Genomic DNA, 15,857 nt, shown 5'->3' on the forward strand with positions numbered 1-15,857 from the left:
GCTGCCCATCAGGTGGCGCTCGGAACGAACAAAGCACGAATCGCGAATGTTGAGAAGTGCGCTGAGAGCGAAAAACGCGCTTGACCGATCATCGCGAAAAACCTAATAAACCCAACAGCGAGGCGGGTTGGCGGAGAGGTTACGCAGCGGATTGCAAATCCGTGAAGACCGGTTCGATTCCGGTACCCGCCTCCAGATCTTTCCAAGCACTTAAGTGATCCTCCTCAGTGTAACGGTTTGACCGTTTACAGTTGCGTTTACATTCTCAGCCTTCCGGGCGCCGCTTCGCGGCTTCCAGCCGCGCAAGGACCGTATCGCTTTCGTCCGCACGGACCCGCGCGTGGATTTCGATGATTTGAGAGGCATAGCGCACCGCCCCCCCATCAGTGTCGCAATCTGACGCAGCGAAAGGTCCGCATTGAGCAGCCGCGTTACAGCCGTCCCGGCTCGGGTACACCTGATCGCTTCACCACTTTGTTTCGATCCACGCCCTCGTGGGGAGGGCGACAGCGCGCGCAATGGTAGGCGCGGCCGATCTCGTGGTTTCGATCCGCGCCCTCGTGGAGAGGGCGACGCGAGCGGTCGCGCACGTTCGCGACCTTGCTGTGGTTTCGATCCGCGCCCTCGTGGGGAGGGCGACGTTCCGCCTCCGCCGCCAGCCTCTGGCATGGTAGTTTCGATCCGCGCCCTCGTGGGGAGGGCGACCGTCTGGATCAGCAGGCCCTCATCGCGCCAGCGCTGTTTCGATCCGCGCCCTCGTGGGGAGGGCGACACCCGGTGCGCGCAACTGGCAGGTGAGCGATCGCTGCGTTTCGATCCGCGCCCTCGTGGGGAGGGCGACGGCAATGGGTATCACCTGCTGCAATCAACCCCGACGTTTCGATCCGCGCCCTCGTGGGGAGGGCGACCGTGCGTTCGCGGCATGCTTATCGACAACTCCACGTTTCGATCCGCGCCCTCGTGGGGAGGGCGACGTGTGGCGGGATTGATGGGTGGGAGGTGGCTCTGCGTTTCGATCCGCGCCCTCGTGGGGAGGGCGACATGGAGGCGCGCTGATGGATAGCGTATTCCACGGAGTTTCGATCCGCGCCCTCGTGGGGAGGGCGACGCAGGCGGTGAGCGAGGCGCGGATTGATGTGGCCAGTTTCGATCCGCGCCCTCGTGGGGAGGGCGACTCTCACCCCCGAGACTGCGCGCCTTATTTTGCTGTTTCGATCCGCGCCCTCGTGGGGAGGGCGACGTTTTCCGAGGCGAATTATTTCGCCATGTTTCATTTGTTTCGATCCGCGCCCTCGTGGGGAGGGCGACCCCTGATCTGCCGCCAAGTAGGGGTTTTGGATCAAGTTTCGATCCGCGCCCTCGTGGGGAGGGCGACCGTCGGGTATGCCGTGATCCAGGCGCAAGCCAAGGCGTTTCGATCCGCGCCCTCGTGGGGAGGGCGACGCGATGCTGTTCCAGGAATTGCTGGATACCGCCCATGTTTCGATCCGCGCCCTCGTGGGGAGGGCGACCGGGGTGGATGTGGCGCGCTTCACTGATGGTGCATCGTTTCGATCCGCGCCCTCGTGGGGAGGGCGACACTGAAAATATCTGCAAAAATCATCTAAGTTATTGTTTCGATCCGCGCCCTCGTGGGGAGGGCGACCACAGGTAGCGGGTTAGCGCGTTCTGGTATGTCTGTTGTTTCGATCCGCGCCCTCGTGGGGAGGGCGACTCGCGCCATATTCGCGCCGATCTCGCGCGCCTCAAGCCGTTTCGATCCGCGCCCTCGTGGGGAGGGCGACCAGCTATTACCGGCGTTTTGACGCTGGTGCATAGCGGCAGGTTTCGATCCGCGCCCTCGTGGGGAGGGCGACGGCATCGCACATCCTGTGCCCGATGCCGTAACTGGTGTTTCGATCCGCGCCCTCGTGGGGAGGGCGACCTCTCGCGCATCTGTCTCAAATAGGTCTTCTGTTGTTTCGATCCGCGCCCTCGTGGGGAGGGCGACCACCGCTTCCAAGCTTCTGCATGGCAATGCATATGCTGTTTCGATCCGCGCCCTCGTGGGGAGGGCGACTATCCTGCGGCTCATCTACGGAGGCGCAAGGAGTAGGTTTCGATCCGCGCCCTCGTGGGGAGGGCGACGCACACGACAGGCCGCAGGATTGGTGATGCGCTGTTTCGATCCGCGCCCTCGTGGGGAGGGCGACCCTTCGGAAAAATCGCCATTGGGAACCGGGATGGGGTTTCGATCCGCGCCCTCGTGGGGAGGGCGACTCCCAACTCGTAGACCTATCGGAACAATGAGTAAATTGCCCCGGATCTGCGAAGGCGCGCAGAATGACACGCACACCGGCCCGCCCAAGCGTCAGGTATATTCCTTTCCAAACAATTTCAAAGAGCTACAGATCTGCGAACCCTGCGGGGTTCAGGGGCACGCTTGGCCTTCGCAGGGTCACAAAATCAGCGGTCCGTTCAGATCCATCGCGGGCTTTGCACCTACCTGCTCGACTTTCCGCTCCCAGTTCGACCCCAGATAATAATACCGCAGGCTGTCGTGATCGAGATGGATGATCGCCTCCAGGCGTGCCTTCAGCTTGGTCCATTGCGCCGGATCCACCTCGATCTCGAAGACCGAGAACTGCACCCGCTGGCCGAAATCTTCACAGGCTTTCGCCACCTGCCGCAAGCGTTTTCGCCCGCCCGCTTCAAGTGTATTCACGTCATAGGTGACCAGGACCAGCATTTCAGCTCCAGAACCAGGGTGGATAGGCATCAATGTCGCCGCGCAGATGGCGCGCCAGCAGTTGCGCCTGAAGGAACGGGACCAGACCGAAGGGGGCTTTTTCCTGAAGGAACGGATGCAAGCGCTCTTCGCGTTTGCGCTCTTGCCACGCGGTCAGCACGGTGCGGCGCGCCTCGTCGCCCAACAGGACCGCGCCTCCCTCCATCTGCTGGAAATCGCGGGCCCGCAGCTGACGCCGATTGACCAGCGAAAGCGCCAGACGATCCGCGAGTGGTGCGCGCAACTCCTCCATCAGATCAAGGGCGAGGCTGGGGCGACCGGGGCGATCACGGTGTAGGAAACCAACCGCAGGATCCAGACCAACCGCCTCGCAGGCCGCGCGGCAGTCATGCGTGAGCAAGGTGTAAAGGAATGACAGCAGCGCATTCATCGCATCGCGCGGCGGACGCCGCGATCTGGAGGTCCAGCGCAATTCCGCATCCGGCGTGCGGATCAGATGGTCAAAAACCGAAAAATACAGCGTGGCCGCCTCGCCCTCGAACCCGCGCATCTCGTCGACACCGGCATCGGAAAGCTGCACCCGGCGCAGGATCTGTGCCATGCGATCCGTGGCGGCCTGCAGTGCCGCACGCGCGGGCGGCTCCATCTCGCTGCCATAGTCACGCTGGGCGCGGCGGATGACGGCGCGCTGATTGGCGATCTTGCCGATCACGATCGAACGCACAATATCCTCTGCCGTATCGGCGCGACGATACTGTTCACGCCGCAACAGAACGTTGCCTGAAACCGGGCCCTCGACCCTGGCCTGGAAACGCCCGTTGCGCCCCATGAAGGCCAGGGCCACGCCCCGCTCTGCACAGGCGGCCATCAGCGCCGGGGTCACCAGAACCGCGCCGAACACCACGATCGAGGACAGCATGTGCAGCGGCACACGGGTCTTTTCAGCCCCGTCCAACTCGACCAGAAGCGTTTCGCCCTCTTTGCGCAGCGCCGCGCCTTCGGTGGTGACATAGACCGTGTTGAGAAGTTTCCTCATGGCGCCTCCAGCATCCGGTCCAGCATCTGATCCCGCCAGCGACGCACCGGCCGCGCAACGGTTTCGGGGCGGCACAGATCCAGAAGCGAACACGCCCGGCACCGGGATCTATGCGGTGTCGGCGGGGGCGTGATGCGGGCGCGCAGAACCGCTGAAAGATCGGCAATGGTCGCCTCGGTCAGCGCGCGCAATTCGGCGTCGAAGGGCACATTCACGCGTCGCTTCGTCTGCGCATAGAACAATGCGCCCTCGGGCACCGGCTGGCCGGTCATCTCTTCAAGGCACAGCGCCTGCGCGCAGAGCTGTGCCTCGTCCGCGCGATGCAACTTGGGTTTGCCGCGCTTGTATTCTACCGGAAAGGGGCGTTCACCGCCCCCGGCCAGCGGATGAAATTCGACCAGATCGGCGATCCCCGACAGCCCCAGCCGCGCCGACCCCAAAGGCAGGGACAGCACCCGCCGAACACCCCTGCCCCTGCGTGTCCCGCCCTTGTCGGCGACCGCATGGAACACATCGCCCTCGGCGGTAAACCGGTTTTCCGCCCACAGACGTTCAAGATGGATCAGCGCCGCCTGACGCAGGCAATAGACGGCATGCTGCACCGCCGAGAGCGGGATCGCCTCGTCCTCGGCGGGCGCATCCGGCATCAGACGATCTCGCGGATCTCGACCCCTGCGGGCAGGTCCGCCCGGTCGATCTCGATCAGATAGTCCGAGAATTTCCGGGCCGGGCCAAGATTGCCCAGCCCCTTGTCGTCAAGGTCACGCAACTCCCCGTCGACATTCCGCCCGATCCGAACCCGCTCGAACAGCTTGTGCGAGGGCGCATTCCCAAGCGCATTGTCATGCGCAAAGACGATCAGCTTGCGCGTGGTCATCTCGCCGCGCGCCGCAGAGCGGTCATGCTCGAACATCGTCGAAAGCGCCTCGAACAGCAGATCGAGGTCCGCTTCGGAAAACCCTGTCTGCTCGGCGAACTTGGCAGAGACGAAGCCATGCGCAACATAAAGGCCATAGGGCACGATATGCTTGCGCCCCATGGTGCGGTTCTCGGTGCGCGCGTCGCTGTCGTCGCCCTCGGCCCGTTTCTTCTGCTCGGCCTCGTTGGTCGCCGCCATTCGCGTGATCGACACCTCAACCGGCAGGATCGGCTCGACCGAGCGCGAGAAGGTCATCTGCACCGGCCCCTTGACCTGCCCGCAATTGATGCCGGTGGACATCACCGCCCCGAAGGTGCGCACGTCAAAAAAGTTCGCGCACATGAAGTCGCGCAGAGCTTTCGCCTCATCGTCGTTCTTGGGGTTCAGCTTGGCATCTTTCTTCGACTTCTCGTCCCCGCGTAGCGCGACATAGGCCTGCCGGTGCTTTTCATTCAGGATCGCGCCTTCCTGCACATAGATATGATGCCCCTCCTGCCCCGTCCGCGCCAGATCCACATAGTTGCGGATCTTCCGCTTGAGGCTGACATCGGACACAAGACCATGGTTCGTTTCGGGATCAAGCCGCGGCAGATTGCCGGCATCCGGGTCGCCGTTGGGGTTGCCATCGGTCACATCGAAAATCAGCACGAAATCGTGGCGGCGGGAAAGCGTGGTCATTCGGAAATCTCCGTGTGGGGCGCATCGTCATGCTTGCGGAAAAAGTCGCTGCGCTGGTGGTAATAGCCGATGCCGAACAGCGCCTGCTCTGCGGAATTGAGCGACGCGGGGATCGGGTCGCTGCCCGGGTCCATCAGGTCGATGATGCCGGACAGCAGCTTTTCAAGGTTCACCGCGCGGCCAATGTTCTGTTTGCGCAGCTTGGAGAAGTGATTTTGCGCCCCCGCATCCAGCGTGCGGAACACCTTTTGCGGGGCGGCCGAAGCCGCGCCATAAAACTTGTCCTTGATCGTCGCGTTGATATTGCCCCCGAGGGCCGCGCGCTGCACCTCTTCGTAGACGGCAAAAAGCCGCCCGAGGATATAACCTTTGTTGGTATTTTCCGGGTCGAGCGCCACGGGAACCTCCTTCCCAAAATTGCGGACAAGAACGGATTTGAGCATCGCCACACGCAGGGCGTTGATCTGACCATCGGCGCGGATGCGCATGAGCACGGTCGACAGCAGTGTCATCGGATAGCGCGCGCCGGTCAGGATCGAACGCATCCATTCCCCCGCGACCAGCGGCGGCACATTCTCGCGCTTGCCCTGACTAGCGAGTTCCCCCAGATAGCGCCACAGCGGCGGCCACCCTTCACGCGGCGGGGGATCAAGGCGCATGTCATCAAGGTAGCGCTGATAATTGGTGGTCAGCGTGCCGAAATCGTTCTCCCACCAGAACCGCACCGACAGGCGCGCCGCATTGGGGGCCAGCCCCAGAACGCAAAACCGCACCCCCTGCGCAAGCTCGGGGGCGACCTGTTCCAGCCGCTGCCCCTGCCGGATGCGCTCCAGTTGCGAGGCCAGCCTTGTCCCTTCCAGAGCTTCCGCATTGGCGGGATCGAAGAATGCCCCGAAGAACGCCTCTGCGGCGCGGGCGGCGGCGTCCGACGCGTCCGCCCAGAACACCGTCGATGCATCGCCGATCTGGATGCGGTGGCCGCTGTCCTTTTCCAAAAACCGATTGAGCACCGTCGTGTAGGCGAAGGCCGCCGCCTCGGAGACTGGGGCGTTATCGCCCTGGGCATGGCCGTAAGAGGTGAAGGAATCGAGATTGAACGATATCAGGCTGGCACCGGAGGATTGCGCATCCCAGACACCCTTGATCGACGGGTGCAGCCTTGCGACGGGGGCCGCCCGCCCCGTCACGAGGCAAATTTGCGGATCAGACCCACCCTCTTTGCCAAGCTGCGCCCACAGCTTCTGCGCTGCCGGGCGGTCATGCAAGAACACCTGTTCCCCGACGAGCCGGAACACAATGTTCTGGTCCAGAACCTCCTCAACCCAGGACGGAAGGGGAACGGCCTCGGCGCTCCAGGTTTCAAGGAACCGGCGCAGCGCGATCAGCCCCGCGTCCTGCGATGCCTCCAGCCAGGCCTGATGACGGCTTCGGAATACGGCATGCTCGTCGGCGACCCGCGCCAGGCGCTTGGCCCGCGCGCGGGCCCGCGCCGTGGCCTCTTCGGGGCTGTCCTCGTCCCGCACGGCAATGTCTTTTTGCGAGGTGACACCAAGCACATAAGAGCTTTTGTCCCACAGGAAATTCGGGGCGACCCCTACCGTGCGCTTCACCGCCTGCGGCACTTCCAGCAGCCGCGGGCTGCGCTTTTTATCCGTGTCGCGCAGGTCGATCACCTCAACCACAGAGCCATCGAGGTCGAGCACCAGACAAAAGCCGATCTTTTCGGTGGAATAGCCGGGAGGCGGCGCATCGGGCAGCCGCTCACAGGCCCGGACCAGCGCGGCAAGCAGGCTCATCGCAACACCCCTGCGCTGCCCGGCGCCGGCACCTCCATCACCCCATCCACCAGCCTTGCCCGGAAGAACATCGACGGACGCCCCGCTGCGGCGTGGTCAATGTCCCACAGCATCAGCCCCAGATCGCGCGGCGCACCGAAGCCCAGATCAGCCGTCTGCGCCTCGGGCGCGCACTGGGGCAAGGGCGCGTCGGGCGGCACCAGTTCGAAATGCGCCGCAAATTCGCGGGTTCCAAGACAGGGCTGGTGAAAGCACTGCCCCCGGGCGGCACGCCGGTTGAAAATGTCCAGATGCTTGCCTTCGCTTTCATCGGCCCCGGCTCGGGCAGTCAACTCGAAATGCGCCTCGATCAGATATCGCGGACGCACCAGAACGGTCGAGGCGCGCTGCTGGCGGTCTTCGTCAACCAGCAGTTGCAGCCCGCCCAGATCGCCCCGCTTCATCGCCGATTTGATGGTGCCTGCGGGCGCCTTGTGCCCCACCTCGTTGCGGCGGATCTGCTGAAACCGGATCGGTTCCAGAACATGAATCCGGTCGACCACCCAACGGATTGCAGGCTTCCAATGGATCGCTTCCAAAATGCCACGCGCGGCGGATGGGGTCATCACATCATAGGTGACGCGCTCTACCTTCAGTTCAGGGCGGGTAAAAAGCCCATTCTCGCCCCAGACCAGCAGTTTAATGCCATACGACATATCAATTCCCCCAAATCACAGCCAGACTACGCCTTGGGTTGTGTCGTGCAAGGAAAAGCTTAGCCTGGCGATCCCCTGAAAATCGGGCGGCGATTGCACCGGCGTGCAGGGCTGTTTACGCCCTCCTCGCATTTTCTTCGGAACGCCCTTTGAAAAACTTCTGTCTTGATAGCATTGCGAGATTCAGACGGAATTGGCTGGCCGCAATCACCTCCACTACCGAGGGACGGCCTTTCAAATCACCTCCTGATCCGCGCTCAGATAGTCCGCCTGCTCCCACCACAACCCAAACACGTCATGGTAGAGTGACAGATCATCGAGAACGAAGAACTGATCTCCGCGCAATTCGCGGGCACGGAAGTCACCCTTGCCATTGACGCGCAACAACTCGCGCGCCTGCATCGGGATTTGCACCGTATAGACCTGCAAGGCCCGCGCCAGCTTGCCGGAGGGAACCCAGGGCGCCTCAAGCTGATCGACCAGATCGCGCGCGGCAGTCTCGCGGGCGATAATCACCGGCACCATCAGGCTGTCGACCATCCGATATTTGGTCGCCACGTCGCGGAACGCGAAATCCGTGCTAATCCCGTCGAATTGGAACCGCCGCTTCAGACCCAGCGGGTCGAGCCGTTTGACACCCGCGCGCCAATACACAGCCTCGAACCAGTCGCGGATCGCGGCGGGCGCAAACAGATCCTCGAACCGCGCGGCCGTCGATTGCATCGCCTGGGCCAACAAACCGATCTCGGCCGGCGGCGGGTCATCCGGCGCGGTGAACACCGTCAGAACCGATCGCTCCAGCCCCCGCTTGCCTTCGCGGTTAACCCGGCCCGCCGCCTGAATGACGCTGTCGAGTCCCGCCGCCGCGCGCCAGCCACAGGGAAAATCCAGATCGACCCCCGCCTCGATCAGACTGGTCGCGATCAGACGGCAAGGCGCGCCGGATGCGAGCCGCTCCCTGATCTGCGCAAGGACCCTGCGGCGGTGCGCGGGATATTGCCGGGTCGTCAAGTGGACCAGTCCATCCAGCGCGCCCGCCTGCCCCGCACGATACAGTGCCAGGGCATGCTTGCGGCTGTTGACGATCACGAAGGCCTGTGGCTCTGCCCCCAGCGCATCCAGCAAGCCCGCATCCGCCATCTCCCCTCCCTGCACGATCCGCACCCGTCGCAAGCGCGCGCTGAGCACGTCCAGATCGGGCGCCAACTCGCGGCCAGCAAGCGCAAGCCCCCCGTCCTTCAGGTTTCCACTGTCGAAGGCAGGCTGCGTCGCCGTGCACAGGACAATCGTGCAGCCATACTGCGCCGCCAGCGTGTCGATCATCGCCAGCGTCGGCATCAAAAGCTTGCGCGGCAGGCATTGCGCCTCGTCGAGAACAATCACCGCCCCGGCGATATGATGCAGCTTGCGGCACCGTGACGGGCGCGCCGCGAACAGGCTTTCGAACAACTGGACATTGGTCGTCACCACCACAGGCGCGGCCCAATCCTCCATCGCCAGACGCACCTTGTCACGGCTTGCGTCCTTGCGGTCGACACCCGCCTCGCCCCGGGGTTCGACATCCATCGCGCTGTGATGTTCCAGGACCATCTCGTCCCCCAGCACCCTGCGAAACGTCTCGGCGGTCTGATCGATGATCGAGGTGTAGGGGATGGCATAGATGATCCGGCGATGCCCGTGTCGCGCGGCATGATCCAGCGCGAAGCCCAGCGATGCGAGGGTCTTGCCACCGCCCGTGGGCACCGAAAGCGTGAACAGACCGGCAGGCATCTGCGCCTTCCCCCGCACATGATCCAGGATATCGCGGCGCAACGCGTTCAGCTCAGAAGAGGCGTCGAGCCCCGCCATATATGCCTCGAACCGCGCGCGCAGATCTGCAAGATGATGTTGCAAGTCAGGCCAGACACGGTCGGGATTGCGGCCTTCAAGCGCGCTGTAAAAGGCCTCTGTGTCCCGAAAATCGGCATCGACCAGGCTCGAGAACAGCATCCGCACCGCCACGGAAAGGTCAAACGCCTGCTTTTGCGGATCGCGGCGCATGCGCGCAATCAATTCCGCGCCTACCCCCTGGTAGTCGACCGGAAGATGCGCCTGCCACGCCGGGTCCAGCGGTGGGAGCGGTCGTTCGAGGCGCCGCTCAAGGCAGCCGGGCTCGGCACCGGATTTGTCCGGCAGGCCGGCGTGATGCCCAAGGACCGCATAGGCAAGCGCCTGCGCGACCGGCGCCATTCCCGGCGGTGCGTGCTCGCTCAGGACGCGCGCCCCTGCCGTCGAATGATCGACCCGCACGGCCTCGCCGCGCAGCACCCTGTCGAACTCGGGGTCGTATTTTCCAAGATCATGGAAGCGTCCGGCAACACCTGCCGCAGCGGCCAGACCGAAGGGCGCAGCCCGGTCACGCGCCATTTTTTCGACCGCTTCCAGATGGTCCCCCAGAAGCTGCCAGTCCGCCCGGTCAGCCTGTGTCCCGGAATGTGCGTAGCGAGGCAAATCAACGCTCCTGATTTCCAGTTCCGCATTCTGGTCACATTCAACGGAATTATGGAAGCTGCTGGCAATGGCCATTGGCGCTGCAAATTGCACCATGACGGCAATCTCCGCTTTCGGCATATCCCTTGGCTGCGATCCCATCAGAAGCCGCCCGCCGTCGCGATCTGTGTTTCGGCAAAGGGCCAAGGCCGAAAACGCCACTTCACGGCATTGCCCTACGCGCCTGCGGTCGACCCGATGACCGGGCATTCCGCGCCCCGCCACATCAGGCGTGGCTGAATGCCCCTGCGGCGGCGTGCGCACTTTACCCGCGCGGTTCAGCTGTTAGACAGAACCTAGCCAGCCGCACACGCCAGCCAATCGCCCCATCGCAAGAGGTCGCCTGTGCGTTTTCCGTCCCGTCACAGATTCAGGCACCGCCGTCCGGCGGGTTCTGGTGCGCAGACCATGGCACGCTCCATTCTCAATCCCAGAGGGCAAAAGCGCGCCTGGCGCGGGGGCAGCAGCCGCAGGACAAGACATATATCACGCATGGAGAAGACTGGATGACCCGGACGCCCCAAGGGATCGAAGCCGCCCTGATCGAGGCCATCGAAGACGAATATCGTGCAAAGGCGGTCTATCAGGCGGCAATCGCGAAGTTCGGTCCGATCGCCCCCTTCAGCCGCATCGCCGACGCCGAGGCCCGGCATGCGGCGGCGCTGGTGCCCCTGTTCGCAAAACACGGGCTGCCCGTGCCCGCCGACCGTTTCGCCGGGCAGGTGCAGATCCCCGAGACGATTGAGGCAACCTGCCAGTTGGGTGTGGACGCCGAGATCCGCAACGCCGCCATGTATGAACGCCTGAGCGCAAACGTGCAGGACCCGGATGCGCGTGCGGTCTTCGCCAGGCTGGCTTCGGCCTCGGGCGACAATCACCTCGCGGCGTTCCAATCCTGCGCGGGGACAACCGGCACCACATCCACGGCAACCGCCCCTGTCGCAGCCGCCCATGCCGGGGGCGCCCGGCGCGCGGCAGGTCATGCCACCTTTACGATGCGGCCCGGCACAGGACGCCCCGTCCCCCCGGCGGGTACCCCGCTTGTCGCCACGACTGGCGTTGCAGCCTTGCGTACGGCACGCGCGGGGTCTTCCGTAGCGGCGCTTGCACCGCTGCTGCTCGGGGTCGCGGCAGGGGCCGCGCTGGTCTGGCTCCTGACGCGCCGCCGCGGCTGAGCGCCCAAAACGACGCCGCGCCTGCTGGCGCGGCGGCACGGCCCTTCCGGCAGGGGCGGATCAGATCGCAGCGGCCACGAGGCGATTGATGAAGGTGTTCAGCACCGCCTTGCTCATCGCGGTGGTCATCGCATGCGCAAATTCCGGCGAGATCGGCCTGCGCGGAGCCCCGGTTCTCGGCACCGCCGGAAAACCGACCGCCCCCCGCCCGCTGAGCGCCGCTTTCGGGCAATGGATGCAGATGTGATCCATGATCGCCCCGACCTCGCCCTGCCCGGTCTGGTAATGCACGATGACCGAGGCGGCGCGGCGGTTGATTTCGACCGCGCGCACGCCCGGCAGGGCGGTTACCTTCACCTCGATGGTCTCGGCCAACACGGCGTCGCGACGCAGCGCTTCGATCTTGAACCGGGCGCGGCCGGGAATGTGATGCACGCAGCAAACCATGTCATCGGGCTCCGTCATGGGGTCTTCAGGCGTGACCTTCTATAAACTTAGCTTTTCAGTCAAGAATATCCTGCGCACTTCTCGCATCTTTTCCATTCACGAAGCGTCGACAGGCGCAGACAGCGGACGCGCAGCAGACCGAGGCAACCCCGCGCGCGCCAATGCCGCAAGCAACAGCCCGAATGTCGTGCCATTGTGCATCACCGAGGCGGCGACCGGCGGCAGATACCCGGTCGAAGCGGCCACAAAAAGCCCGGTGTTGATGCCGAGTGCCAGATCGGTGTTGGTGCGAATGATCTGCATCGCGCGATCTGCGGCATCCCGCGCATCGGCAACGGCGCCGATCCGGTCCTCCAGCAGGGTGATGTCGGCCGCGGCGCGGGCGATGTCGGCGCCCTGTGCCATAGAGAAGCCGACATTGGCCGTGGCAAGCGCCGGGGCGTCGTTGATGCCATCCCCCACGAAGGCGACCTTGCATCCCTGCGCCTGCAATCCGCGCAGGATACCTGCCTTGTCTTCGGGGCGCAGTTCTGCGTGGACCTCGTCGAACCCGAGCACGTCCCCGAAGCCCTCGGCACGATTGCGGCGATCCCCGGTCAGCATCACCAGCCGACGCACCCCCGCGTTGCGCAGCCGGTCGACAGTGCAGCGTGCGTCAGCACGCAACTCATCGCGCAACGCGATCAAGCCAGCGGGCCGCCCCCCAATCGCGACGAACAGCACCATCTTGCCCTCGTTGACGAGGGTTTCAATCCGATCCTCGTGACGCGCGAACCCCACCCCCGCCAGATCTTCCAGGAAATGGCGGCTGCCAATCATCACCGTTTGCCCGTCCACCTCGGCGCGCAGGCCGTGGCCGGTCTCGAAACTGACATCGCCATGGGCAACATGCGGCATCCCGCGCAACCGGCCCTCGGCCGCGATGGCACGGGCAAGCGGGTGTTGCGAGTGTTCCTCGACCGACGCCGCCAGCGCCAGCAACCCCGCGTCCGATCCGCCCCGCCCCAGCGGCACCACATCGGTCACCATCACCTCGCCGCGGGTCAGCGTGCCGGTCTTGTCGAAGACGAACGTGTCCACCTCTGACAGCTTCTCGATGCTCGGCCCGCCCTTGATGAGGATGCCCCGCGCCGCCGCCCTGGACATCGTCGCGCGCACCGCAACAGGCGCCGAAAGCTTGATCGGGCACGCATAATCGACAAGGAAAACCGAACTCAACCGACGCAGGTCGCGCGTGGCGGCAAGTGTCGCGGCCCCCAGACCCAGCGTCATGTAAACCTGCCGGTCGGCGTGACGCTCGGCCCGCTTCTCGGTCTCGGAAGGCTGGTCAAGCGCGTCACGGATCAGCGCGGCGATGCGCGCCGTGGTGGTTTCGGGACCGACCTGCTGCGCCTCGATGCGTAGCGTGCCACTTTCGATCAGGCTGCCGGCAATGACCGGATCGCCGGGCGCCTTTGCCTCGGGCAGGCTTTCGCCGGTGATCGACGCCTGGTTGATCTGCGCGTGACCCGCACGCACCACACCATCGACGGGAACGAGTTCACCGGCATGGACGACAACGATGTCACCCTCACACACCTGCGCAAAGGGCAGTTCGACAACCTCCCCCCCGCGCTCGACCCAGGCGGTGTCGGGGTTCGGCATCAGCAATTCCTGCAGCAACGCGCCGGACTGCCGGATCGTCGTTTCCTCCAGATATTCTCCGGTCTCCATCATCATGTCGGTGGTCAGCGCGGTGGCAAAGCTGCCGCGCGCCACCCCAAGCGAGACCGCCAGGGAATCCAGCACCTCGACGGTGACGCCCTCGGTCAGCAGCGACCGCGCCCCGCGCAAAATGCGCGGCGCAATCGCGGCCAGGGTCGCCGCCTGCGCCACGCGCGCAGGAAGGATCGGCATTGCGGCCAGCAGCGCAAGCCGCCCCGCCAGCGGCAGGACCGAAGGGGCCGAAACCTCGCCGGGGCGACGCAGGCGCAACTGTCCGTGGTCGAGCCCCGCAAGCCGATCAAGAACCCGTTTCCGCGTTCCGGGCAGGCCATCATGGCAGACCACCACCGAAATCGCCGCCGGGTTGATCCGCACCGAAGACACCCCCCGCGTGGCGCGCAACAGCCGGTTCAGATGATCGGTGTCAAGACCGGGCAACCCCAGCAGCGGCAACCGCAGCCGCAGCCGCCCGGGGATTTCATGCGCGATCTGCGACCGCCTGGCCGCACGCCCCTCGGGTAGGGGCACCTGCGCGGCCGGAACGGGAAGTTCTGCACGCATGGATCACTTGCCACGCGCGGATCGGATCTCTGATTCAGCGTCGCGGAAGCGTTCCTTGGCCTCCTCCACGCCGCCCTGCAGACTCAGCCAGACATGGGCAAGCCCGTTGATAACCGCACGCTGTGCGCGCTCGTTGGTCATCAGATAGGTGACAAGCCCGCCGATCGCCGCGCCGGTCACGAAACGCGGATTGCCCAGAAGGCCGGACACGGGTTGCAGGCCGGGGCCGGAATTGCGCGGATCGGGCGTCATTTCGCACCTCCCTCGGCGGGCGCTTCGGCGGCCTTCTTCGCGCTATTGGCGAAAAAGAACACCCCGGCGGCAAGCAGCGCCAGCCCCAGCACGGGGGCGTTGCGCGCCACATGCGAGGCGATCGTCGCCACTGCGCCCGCCCCCGCGCCGATTGCCGCGCTGTTGCCGGTGCTGCGCAGCGCTTCGTCGGCGGTGATCTCGTTGTTGCGCAGGCGGATGACCTCGTTGATCGCGGTCCAGGCCCCGGTGATCGCGGCGCCGTTCAGACCCGCGCGCACGATCGTGTCGGTCGCGGGAAACATGCCCGCCTGCGGGGCCGTGGCGGAGAAGGTCTTGTTCTGGTTCTGGCTCATCTCAGATCTCCTTGTCGTTCTGCGCGTCGCCTGACGCTTCGGCGGCCGCGGCGGGCGGCGCAGGGCGTGCCGCAGCGAAAGCCTGCGCCCCGACCATCGACGCGAAAGCCTTGATCGTGGGCAGGTTGGCCAATGCCAGCGCGGCGATCGACCCCGCGACGGCGCCCTTCCAGAAATCGCGATCCCGGATATTGAACAGCGCACCAAGGGTCTCGGCGCTCAGATCGCCCCGCGCAAGCCGGTCGAAGGCCTGCATCAGATCGGCGTTGTCGGCCCCGCCCTGCATTTGCGCACCATACCCTGCCTGCGGGTCCGCCTGCTGCGGCGTCCCAGCGGGCGTGGCCCAGGGCGGCTCGGGGCCGAAATAGTACCAACCCACCGGCGGCGCAGCAGTTTCGACCGACGAATCGCGGCGTCCGCCTTCGGACTCCTGCGCCTCACCGCCCCTGCCGTGCTTGCATTTGCTCATCTGCACTTCCTTCCGACGATCCTAGCGGCCCGGTTCAAAATGGGCCGCCCGTTTGACGCGGCCGACTTTCACATCGTGCCCGTTTTCGGGTCAAGGCATTAATTGACTATTTTTGTCAAAAAATATTTCGAGCGGCCAGTTCGCGCGAAAAACGAGGGCCGGGACAATCTGACCCCTTGTGCGGAGGCGGCCCCCCTGTATAAAGGCGACAATATTTATCAGGAATAAGTGGCGCAGCAAATCATGAGCTTCCCGCTCCCCCCCGGCCTTCCGCAGATGCCACTGGCGATGGCCTCGCCCGGGACCGAATGCGAGGTGCGCCAGCTGCGCGGCGGCGGAGATTTCGAGCGCCGCATGCTGGCCATGGGGCTCGGGCCGGGGCGGCGGTTGCGCGTATCCCAGCGCGAGGGCGGCCAGATGGTGGTGATCGTCGGGGAAACCCGCCTCGCCCTGGGCCGGGGGATCGCCCAGAAAATCTTGGTGGCTGCGGTCGGATAGACGGAATTCGCGAAGAA

The 15,857-nt window shown here is 64.8% G+C and carries 14 protein-coding genes, 1 tRNA gene, 1 pseudogene and 1 CRISPR repeat array; of the genes and pseudogenes, 3 read left to right on the forward strand and 13 right to left on the reverse strand.

Annotated elements, in window-relative coordinates; genetic code table 11:
* Positions 1-121: 121 nt before the first annotated feature.
* Positions 122-195 (forward strand) — tRNA-Cys (locus P2G62_RS05005).
* Positions 196-476: 281 nt separating this feature from the next.
* Positions 477-2,259: a CRISPR direct-repeat array (repeat unit 32 nt; unit sequence GTTTCGATCCGCGCCCTCGTGGGGAGGGCGAC).
* Between the two features lie 178 nt (positions 2,260-2,437).
* Here P2G62_RS05005 and cas2 read toward each other — a convergent pair.
* The 8 genes and pseudogenes from cas2 to P2G62_RS17780 all read right to left on the reverse strand — a co-directional run.
* On the reverse strand, positions 2,438-2,728 hold the full coding sequence (gene cas2 / locus P2G62_RS05010) for a CRISPR-associated endonuclease Cas2 (protein ID WP_275733780.1): 291 nt from the start codon (positions 2,726-2,728) through the stop codon (positions 2,438-2,440).
* A 1-nt stretch (position 2,729) separates the two neighbouring features.
* Positions 2,730-3,764, reverse strand: coding sequence for a type I-C CRISPR-associated endonuclease Cas1c (gene cas1c, locus P2G62_RS05015; protein ID WP_275733781.1), 1,035 nt, complete (start codon positions 3,762-3,764; stop codon positions 2,730-2,732).
* On the reverse strand, positions 3,761-4,411 hold the full coding sequence (gene cas4 / locus P2G62_RS05020) for a CRISPR-associated protein Cas4 (protein ID WP_275733782.1): 651 nt from the start codon (positions 4,409-4,411) through the stop codon (positions 3,761-3,763). Before cas4 ends, cas1c begins: the two co-directional genes overlap by 4 nt.
* Entirely contained in the window at positions 4,411-5,361 is a 951-nt protein-coding gene (cas7c, locus tag P2G62_RS05025) for a type I-C CRISPR-associated protein Cas7/Csd2 (RefSeq protein WP_275733783.1), read from the reverse strand. The genes cas4 and cas7c overlap by 1 nt, the downstream gene beginning before the upstream one ends.
* Positions 5,358-7,157: a type I-C CRISPR-associated protein Cas8c/Csd1 gene (cas8c, locus tag P2G62_RS05030; RefSeq protein ID WP_275733784.1), complete on the reverse strand. Its 1,800-nt coding sequence runs from the start codon at positions 7,155-7,157 to the stop codon at positions 5,358-5,360. Before cas8c ends, cas7c begins: the two co-directional genes overlap by 4 nt.
* Positions 7,154-7,852: a type I-C CRISPR-associated protein Cas5c gene (gene cas5c / locus P2G62_RS05035; protein WP_275733785.1), complete on the reverse strand. Its 699-nt coding sequence runs from the start codon at positions 7,850-7,852 to the stop codon at positions 7,154-7,156. Before cas5c ends, cas8c begins: the two co-directional genes overlap by 4 nt.
* 234 nt (positions 7,853-8,086) lie before the next feature.
* Positions 8,087-9,622 (reverse strand): CRISPR-associated helicase Cas3', encoded by a 1,536-nt coding sequence (cas3, locus tag P2G62_RS05040; RefSeq protein WP_275734089.1) that lies wholly within the window; start codon positions 9,620-9,622, stop codon positions 8,087-8,089.
* A gap of 237 nt (positions 9,623-9,859) precedes the next feature.
* A pseudogene (locus P2G62_RS17780) lies at positions 9,860-10,591 on the reverse strand (CRISPR-associated endonuclease Cas3''); the annotation flags it as partial.
* Between the two features lie 296 nt (positions 10,592-10,887).
* Here P2G62_RS17780 and P2G62_RS05050 point away from each other — a divergent pair.
* Entirely contained in the window at positions 10,888-11,556 is a 669-nt protein-coding gene (locus P2G62_RS05050) for a hypothetical protein (RefSeq protein ID WP_275733786.1), read from the forward strand.
* Positions 11,557-11,616: 60 nt separating this feature from the next.
* Here the strand turns inward: P2G62_RS05050 and P2G62_RS05055 are convergent, their stop codons facing one another.
* From P2G62_RS05055 to P2G62_RS05075, 5 genes are all read right to left on the reverse strand, one after another.
* Entirely contained in the window at positions 11,617-12,021 is a 405-nt protein-coding gene (locus P2G62_RS05055; protein WP_275733787.1) for an HMA2 domain-containing protein, read from the reverse strand.
* A 78-nt stretch (positions 12,022-12,099) separates the two neighbouring features.
* Entirely contained in the window at positions 12,100-14,268 is a 2,169-nt protein-coding gene (locus P2G62_RS05060) for a heavy metal translocating P-type ATPase (protein ID WP_275733788.1), read from the reverse strand.
* A gap of 3 nt (positions 14,269-14,271) precedes the next feature.
* A complete protein-coding gene (locus tag P2G62_RS05065; RefSeq protein WP_275733789.1) occupies positions 14,272-14,520 on the reverse strand; it encodes a hypothetical protein in 249 nt (82 codons plus the stop codon).
* Complete coding sequence (locus P2G62_RS05070; protein WP_275733790.1) at positions 14,517-14,873, reverse strand: hypothetical protein; 357 nt, start codon at positions 14,871-14,873, stop codon at positions 14,517-14,519. Before P2G62_RS05070 ends, P2G62_RS05065 begins: the two co-directional genes overlap by 4 nt.
* Before the next feature lies 1 nt (position 14,874).
* Positions 14,875-15,342, reverse strand: a complete 468-nt coding sequence (locus tag P2G62_RS05075) for a hypothetical protein (protein WP_275733791.1) — start codon at positions 15,340-15,342, stop codon at positions 14,875-14,877.
* A gap of 243 nt (positions 15,343-15,585) precedes the next feature.
* Between P2G62_RS05075 and P2G62_RS05080 the strand changes: the two genes are divergently transcribed.
* Positions 15,586-15,840 (forward strand): FeoA family protein, encoded by a 255-nt coding sequence (locus P2G62_RS05080; protein ID WP_275733792.1) that lies wholly within the window; start codon positions 15,586-15,588, stop codon positions 15,838-15,840.
* Positions 15,841-15,857 lie beyond the last annotated feature (17 nt).

The organism is Paenirhodobacter sp. CAU 1674, assembly GCF_029222945.1.
GTDB lineage: Bacteria > Pseudomonadota > Alphaproteobacteria > Rhodobacterales > Rhodobacteraceae > Rhodobacter.

Bases quoted from the DNA above. Each gene is read 5' to 3' on its own strand.
- cas2 (WP_275733780.1), bottom strand. From the start codon at position 2,728: ATGCTGGTCCTGGTCACCTATGACGTGAATACACTTGAAGCGGGCGGG.
- cas1c (WP_275733781.1), bottom strand. From the start codon at position 3,764: ATGAGGAAACTTCTCAACACGGTCTATGTCACCACCGAAGGCGCGGCG.
- cas4 (WP_275733782.1), bottom strand. From the start codon at position 4,411: ATGCCGGATGCGCCCGCCGAGGACGAGGCGATCCCGCTCTCGGCGGTG.
- cas7c (WP_275733783.1), bottom strand. From the start codon at position 5,361: ATGACCACGCTTTCCCGCCGCCACGATTTCGTGCTGATTTTCGATGTG.
- cas8c (WP_275733784.1), bottom strand. From the start codon at position 7,157: ATGAGCCTGCTTGCCGCGCTGGTCCGGGCCTGTGAGCGGCTGCCCGAT.
- cas5c (WP_275733785.1), bottom strand. From the start codon at position 7,852: ATGTCGTATGGCATTAAACTGCTGGTCTGGGGCGAGAATGGGCTTTTT.
- cas3 (WP_275734089.1), bottom strand. From the start codon at position 9,622: ATGCCTGCCGGTCTGTTCACGCTTTCGGTGCCCACGGGCGGTGGCAAG.
- P2G62_RS05050 (WP_275733786.1), top strand. From the start codon at position 10,888: ATGACCCGGACGCCCCAAGGGATCGAAGCCGCCCTGATCGAGGCCATC.
- P2G62_RS05055 (WP_275733787.1), bottom strand. From the start codon at position 12,021: ATGACGGAGCCCGATGACATGGTTTGCTGCGTGCATCACATTCCCGGC.
- P2G62_RS05060 (WP_275733788.1), bottom strand. From the start codon at position 14,268: ATGCGTGCAGAACTTCCCGTTCCGGCCGCGCAGGTGCCCCTACCCGAG.
- P2G62_RS05065 (WP_275733789.1), bottom strand. From the start codon at position 14,520: ATGACGCCCGATCCGCGCAATTCCGGCCCCGGCCTGCAACCCGTGTCC.
- P2G62_RS05070 (WP_275733790.1), bottom strand. From the start codon at position 14,873: ATGAGCCAGAACCAGAACAAGACCTTCTCCGCCACGGCCCCGCAGGCG.
- P2G62_RS05075 (WP_275733791.1), bottom strand. From the start codon at position 15,342: ATGAGCAAATGCAAGCACGGCAGGGGCGGTGAGGCGCAGGAGTCCGAA.
- P2G62_RS05080 (WP_275733792.1), top strand. From the start codon at position 15,586: ATGAGCTTCCCGCTCCCCCCCGGCCTTCCGCAGATGCCACTGGCGATG.